The following is a 5,729-nucleotide window of genomic DNA, read 5'->3' on the forward strand; positions in this document are numbered from 1 at the left end:
ACCTTGGCGGCGGCCTTGCGGATTTCGTCGCGGCCCTTCGACGTGGAGGCGTCGGGCTCGGCAATCAGCGATGCCTCGCGCACCTTTGCCACGAACGTCTCGCGGCGCTGAGGATCGAGCAGGGCAATCTCGGGCTGGTCGAAAACAGCCTGGATGATGTCGGTGGTAGCCGGCGGCAGGATTTCGCCTTCAATCGCCTCAGTCGGCTTGGCCTTCGTGGCTGCGCGCGCGCTCATGCCCGGTTCCCCCGGGCCATGCGCTGGTAACGCTGGGCGCGCTCCTTGGCGGCGTCGCATTCCGCAGCAAAGGCGGCGGGATCGGCAGCCTTTTCCGCAGCCATGTCCCGCCTGATGCGCTTGATATCAGCGGCGGCGGTATCGCGCGCCTGGGTGGTTGGATTGAAAGTTCGCATATCGCCTCCAGCGGGTTGCTGAAGGCGTTTGTACATATCAAGTGTACATCACGCAAGCGCCAAATGAACGTTTTTTGCGTACACCCTGGGCGGATGCAAAGCCGTCGACAATCCGCTATGTTCCACGGCGAGGCGTCGCAGTTATTCGCGAACCAAAGTCAGGGAAGGTTGGGGCCGTGCCGGCATGTACATCTGCGATCATCACGGGCGTTTTTATAGCCGGCGTAGGCACTTTCCCTGGGCCAGGAGTCTCTGGTCACCTCACCGCTGATGAGGAATGCTATGTGAACTTTGCGATGCAGGAATCCGGGAAATGCGATGGCCAGCTTTGTAAGGAGCATAGAATTGTCAAGATAGGAGAAATTCTAAACGATAGGCGGCAAATGCGGGCTTCGTTGGGAAGTCAAATCGCGTTTGATAAGGTCAGAATGGAATGCGAAGATAAATTCCCAGATATTGACGCTCAAGCTGCCTGTTTTTCAGAAAAGAAAAATGCCACGTTTTCTAGCATTCCTGAAAAATTCAAGCCTGCTCGCTATGGCGTAACCCGCGCAGGTTATAACCAACTTAGGACAAAAATGACATTAGGCGAAGCTGAGTGGATTTTGGGTGACGATTTCCAGGAGGTTTCTTACTCTTCTTATGGAGGGTATTCTTCAGCTATGTACCGATGGGGTAACGTGCGGCGTGGTATCCTTCTGATTTTCCAGAATGAAGAGCTTCGCTCCATGTCCATCTATGGGATGTAACTTCTAGGACAGCATCTCGCGGCGAGTCAGAACGCGATCAATCCTAAGCACATCTCGCATGTCCACTCGAAAATCTTTGGCCGGTTGGTATTGGCGAAGTTCTACGAAGCTGGCCGACCGTCTGACCAGTTCCTTGACCAGAACGCCACGCGCAGTTTGGCCGTCGTCAAACTCATGATCGACAGGCCTTAGAAACACAACGACGTTATCACCAATGCTAAGGGGCATGTCCTTGGCGGCTACAATCATCTCCCCGTCGGGAAGCGCGGGGTGCATGGACGAGCCCTGTACATGCAATGCATAGACGCCCTTTTTTCCATTCAGCATTACTGGCCGGCGCACGTAATCAATTACGTCACCTGTGTTCAGCGTCGTCAGTTCCACTGCGACTCCATCAAATTCCCGCTCACATCCCAATGCAGCACCCCATACCTGCAAGTTTTCCTGCGGGCGCTCAAGCGACGCCCCCTCCATCAGGATGACCTTTGCATTTGGCTCCGGGATGCCAACCAGCGAAAAGATCTCGCGCTCATCAATGGCTGGCGTCCCGCGCCCAACAAGCGCCGACGCCATCCTTTTGGCCACTGATGGGCTGAGCATCCCGTCAAAGTCAGGTTCGACATATCGCTGCACGCCAGAGCCGTGTTTGTAGCCCGCAGCCTGAGCGAAGCCCCTGATTGTCAGGCCGGCCCGCGTCATTAGATCGCGCAGAATCATGCCAGTGGTTCGGTTCTCAGCCATGGGATCTGTATCGAGAACACACCGAACACAATCCACGTTGACTGATGTACACATGGAATGTACATCATCCTGCGTATGGAACACCGAACCATCATCGTCCGACTGGGTGGAATACGCGCTCTCGCGAGGCGCCTGGGCCACCCCCATCACACCACGGTACAGGGATGGCATAGCCGCAACCTGATCCCGACCAATCGCTGGGCAGAGGTCATTGGTGTGGCAAAGGAGATCGGGTCACAGATTTGCCTCGCAGACCTGGTGCCGTCCGATGTTTCGCCGAGCGCGCACGCGACTGCTGACGTTGGCGCAGCCGGGCCGGTCGAGCAGGTGCCGTAATGGCTGACGTGATCCTCCCCGCCGGCCCCGAAATCCGCCACCACCAGCAGGATCATGCCAGGATCTGGGTCACCCCGATCGATGGCGACAAGATGCATGTGGCCGTGGCCAACCTGGCCGGCTGCGCAACCATCACCCTGAGCGGCGAAGTCTGCGCCAGCCTCTTTGCGCCTGCGCACCAGGCCCAGCACGCGCCGACCTGAATACCGAATAGCCCGCCGGGTCGCACCGAGCGAGCCGGGGGCGGCAGTATCCATCCACGATTTTGCCGTCCCCGCTTTCACCATTTCAACCACTCCTTTCTTCGAAACGAGTTAGATCATGTTGCAGCGCAAAACCGTCACAACCGACGGCCTGGTTTCAGACGATCGCTTTCAGGCCTGGCTGAGCAGCCAGATCCACCGTGTCTTGCATGTCGAGCGCGCGATGACGCGCGACGAACTGGCGAATGCGGCTGGCATCACCACTGCGGTGCTCGATGCGATCCGCCGCAGCGATGGCGGCCGCCGCAAGGTCGGCGCCGGTGTGGCGCTCTCGCTCTGCTACGCGCTGGGCGATGGCGCGGTGAACGGGATGCTCGCCCAGATCGGTTACGGCGGCGCCGCGCGCATCGACGATGTCGAGGAAGGCGATATCCGCAGCCTGTTGGCCGATGTGCTGCCGGGACTGAGCGTGATCGGTGATGCCGCCAGAGACGGGCGCATCGATCACATCGAGCAGCCGCTCACCCAGAAGGCCGCCGATGACATCATCGCGCGCCTGATCCCCCTTTCCAGCCTGCACAAACACTGAGCGAGGTCGCCATGCTTGATGCCCCTCTGATTGCCGCCAGCTTGTTGGTTGCTGAATCTGTCGTTGCCATCGGCTTTGCAATTGCCATGCAGCGCGCCGAACGCCGGGCATATGCGCTGCGCCGCGCTCTTGACCGGGCCGAGGGCCACATCACCAACCTGCAGCGTGCACTGGGCGATGCGTTCCGCGATGCCGACGAATTCCGCAAGATCGCCGATGAGCTTGGCGCCGAGATCGTTGCACACCGGGCGCGCGAACGGCTGATCGCTGCCGAACGCACCAGGGCCGCGGCACGCGCGGCGCGCAAGAAAGCGAAGCGCGCGGCTATGAAGGCTGCCGATGCCGAGGCGCGCCGCCAGCACACCGTGCAGGCCCTGGCCAATCTGCATCTGCGCCCGCGCGCCGAGGTGGTTGCCGAAGTGCGCGGACGTCGCAGCGCCTGAGATCCAGCGCGGGCGGGGCCGCGTCAAAGAGAGGCTGGGGTGTCGATAGGCCCTGCGCAGCGCTGACTGGACGGTCCTTGCTCCGAAGGCCGCAGCGTTAAGCCTCTCCCCCGATCCCCTCTGGTGAAAGGAGGCCGCCATGGCCCGACCGAAAACGAAGGAAAATGACCAGCCCGCCGATGATGGTGGCGAAGTCTACAATCGCCCTGATGCCGCCAAGGCACTCAAGATCCTGGATGAGGAAATCAAGCCGCGTGAGGCATTCATTGCCGAGAAGCGCGGCGACCTTTCCGATCCGCACCGCCGGATCAAGGATGAGTGCCATTTCCCGCGCATGGTGCTGAACTTCATCTCCCAGCTGGATGGCATGGAAGATGCGAAGCTCGATCATGTGCTGCTGGCGCTGCACCTGGGGCTGGAACACCGCAACTATCACCGCCCGTTCGACCTGGTGGCGATGGCCGTAGGCGCGGCGCCGAATGATCCAGTGGTCAAGACCAGCGCGCGCCGCCGGCCCAAGCTGGTGACGGTCCCTGACCCCGACTTCGATGACGGCGATTTCGCCGCGGCGGCCGACGTCGATCCCACCAATCTGAAACTGAACTGACCGACTGCGGGGGCGCCGCCGTGCGCCCCCGGTCTTCGGAGACAATGGGAGGGCATCTTGAGCCACCTAGCGCTTGACGTTTCCGCATCATCGACCGGCTGGATGGTCTGGTTTGAAGGCGATATCCGCGAAAAGTTCTCGACGCCGAAATGGCTCAAGGTGCTGGACGTGCTCAAGCTGAGCGCAACCAGTTCGAACTGGCGCGTGTTCGACGGCACCAGCGTGGCCCATGGGGCCTGGGCACTCAAGTCGGAGTGGAGCCGCGAAGGGGAGCCACACGCCAAGCTGCACAGCAATCTGGCGGTGCTCCACGATTTCGCGCCCTTTGAGCACATCATCTATGAGCAGCCACTGGCTGCCCAGCATCGCGGCCAGGCGACCAACGCCGGCAACGACATCCTGGTTGAACTGGTCGGGCACGTCAAAAGCTTCGCGTTCGCCTACCACTGCCGGTCGATCCAAGATCTGCACCGCGCCTCATGGCAGCGGGATTTCATCGGGCCGCAGAAGCGCGGAACCAAGCGCAAGACCATCACCGACCTCTATGTCGAGCGGGCACGGCATCTGGGTTTCCAGTTCCGCAAGCCAGACGAGGCAGCGGCGATCGGGCTGATGACCTATGGCCTGGGCTCGCGCAACATCACGCCGCCATGGCTCAAGGATGAAGTGCTGCGCCCCATGATGATGGGGGCACGCTGATGGGCAGATCATCGTCGATGAGCCACGTCGAGTGCGCGCGCCGCCGCCGCGAGATCGCGCAGGCTTTGCGCGGGAGCGAGCCCCGTAAGGCAATAGCGGCCCGGTTCAGCGTCAGTTACGACCTGATCTGGCGGGTTGCGCGGGATTACGGGCTGCCCATGGCCACCAGCGGCCGCCGCCCGGCATCCTGGCCCGATATCCCCGATCACCTGCGTAAGGATTACCGGCGCCTCTGCCAGTACATGGCCCCTGAGGCTGCGCGCGCCAAGCTGGAGGGCTCTGCGCATGTCGGATGACATCGACCAGACCCGCAGCCGGATGTGCTGCCCAGACGAGAAACGGCTCGAAGGCCGCAAGATTGTGGCTGGCCTGCCTGTGGTCGATCTGCACCGGCACAAGGGGCTGTATCGCGGCGTCGTGCTGGAAGGCGGCGGCGCGGCGGGGATCAGCCAGCGGGTGATGTTCTGGCAGCGCGGTGGGAAGCTGAGCCGGAATGCCAGCCATCCCTACGACATCAAGCGGGGGCAGTAGTAGTGGCGCGCCGTTACACCATGTTTTCCGCTGGCCAAGGCAGCTTTCGCGCGGCGATGATCGATCGTTGCAGACATCCTGATGCCGAATTCGGCCTCGTGTTCACCGATACGCTTTACGAGGATGCCGATGCCTATCGGTTTCTGATCGAGGGCGCGGCACTGGTGACTGGGCGCCGCCTCAACTGGACCGTTCGAGCGGAGGATTTCCCCGACTATCGCGTGCCCGAAGATGTGCCGATCGAGGAATATCACGGCAATCCTGAGTGGCGCGCGTTTCTCGCGGACCTGCGGGCGCGCACGATCGACGCCATTCCAGAACTGGTCTGGCTGGTTGAAGGTCGAGACCCTTGGGAAGTGTTTCGAGATCGCCGCTTTTTGGGGAACAGCGGCGTTGCAGATCCGTGCAGCGAAGTCTTG

The 5,729-nt window shown here is 61.3% G+C and carries 13 protein-coding genes; 10 read left to right on the top strand and 3 right to left on the bottom strand.

From position 1 onward, the window contains the following. Window positions 1-236: hypothetical protein (locus tag C8K14_RS21935; RefSeq protein WP_133726919.1), on the bottom strand; the 236-nt coding region annotated here is incomplete at its 3' end. Further along, entirely contained in the window at window positions 233-412 is a 180-nt protein-coding gene (locus C8K14_RS21940) for a hypothetical protein (RefSeq protein WP_107719249.1), read from the bottom strand. The genes C8K14_RS21935 and C8K14_RS21940, both read right to left, overlap by 4 nt. A 284-nt stretch (window positions 413-696) precedes the next feature. Between C8K14_RS21940 and C8K14_RS22530 the strand changes: the two genes are divergently transcribed. Further along, entirely contained in the window at window positions 697-1,161 is a 465-nt protein-coding gene (locus tag C8K14_RS22530; RefSeq protein WP_133726920.1) for a hypothetical protein, read from the top strand. 3 nt (window positions 1,162-1,164) lie between these two features. Here the strand turns inward: C8K14_RS22530 and C8K14_RS21945 are convergent, their stop codons facing one another. Further along, window positions 1,165-1,878, bottom strand: coding sequence for a S24 family peptidase (locus tag C8K14_RS21945; RefSeq protein ID WP_158272004.1), 714 nt, complete (start codon window positions 1,876-1,878; stop codon window positions 1,165-1,167). Window positions 1,879-1,977: 99 nt separating this feature from the next. Between C8K14_RS21945 and C8K14_RS23280 the strand changes: the two genes are divergently transcribed. From C8K14_RS23280 to C8K14_RS21985, 9 genes are all read left to right on the top strand, one after another. Beyond that, complete coding sequence (locus tag C8K14_RS23280; RefSeq protein ID WP_369974077.1) at window positions 1,978-2,238, top strand: carph-isopro domain-containing protein; 261 nt, start codon at window positions 1,978-1,980, stop codon at window positions 2,236-2,238. After that, window positions 2,238-2,441, top strand: a complete 204-nt coding sequence (locus tag C8K14_RS21950) for a hypothetical protein (RefSeq protein ID WP_107719252.1) — start codon at window positions 2,238-2,240, stop codon at window positions 2,439-2,441. Before C8K14_RS23280 ends, C8K14_RS21950 begins: the two co-directional genes overlap by 1 nt. A gap of 118 nt (window positions 2,442-2,559) precedes the next feature. Continuing rightward, complete coding sequence (locus tag C8K14_RS21955) at window positions 2,560-3,030, top strand: hypothetical protein (protein WP_107719254.1); 471 nt, start codon at window positions 2,560-2,562, stop codon at window positions 3,028-3,030. Window positions 3,031-3,041: 11 nt separating this feature from the next. Beyond that, window positions 3,042-3,473: a hypothetical protein gene (locus C8K14_RS21960; RefSeq protein ID WP_107719256.1), complete on the top strand. Its 432-nt coding sequence runs from the start codon at window positions 3,042-3,044 to the stop codon at window positions 3,471-3,473. A gap of 139 nt (window positions 3,474-3,612) precedes the next feature. Then, complete coding sequence (locus C8K14_RS21965; RefSeq protein WP_107719258.1) at window positions 3,613-4,080, top strand: hypothetical protein; 468 nt, start codon at window positions 3,613-3,615, stop codon at window positions 4,078-4,080. Between the two features lie 57 nt (window positions 4,081-4,137). Further along, window positions 4,138-4,779: a hypothetical protein gene (locus tag C8K14_RS21970; RefSeq protein WP_133726921.1), complete on the top strand. Its 642-nt coding sequence runs from the start codon at window positions 4,138-4,140 to the stop codon at window positions 4,777-4,779. Window positions 4,780-4,796: 17 nt separating this feature from the next. Continuing rightward, window positions 4,797-5,075: a hypothetical protein gene (locus C8K14_RS21975; protein ID WP_107719261.1), complete on the top strand. Its 279-nt coding sequence runs from the start codon at window positions 4,797-4,799 to the stop codon at window positions 5,073-5,075. Further along, entirely contained in the window at window positions 5,065-5,310 is a 246-nt protein-coding gene (locus C8K14_RS21980; RefSeq protein ID WP_107719262.1) for a hypothetical protein, read from the top strand. Before C8K14_RS21975 ends, C8K14_RS21980 begins: the two co-directional genes overlap by 11 nt. A gap of 56 nt (window positions 5,311-5,366) precedes the next feature. Next, the coding region (locus C8K14_RS21985) for a hypothetical protein (protein WP_199223800.1) at window positions 5,367-5,729 on the top strand (363 nt) is incomplete at its 3' end.

The sequence above is a fragment of the Novosphingobium sp. GV079 genome, assembly GCF_003058045.1.
Lineage (GTDB): Bacteria > Pseudomonadota > Alphaproteobacteria > Sphingomonadales > Sphingomonadaceae > Novosphingobium > Novosphingobium capsulatum.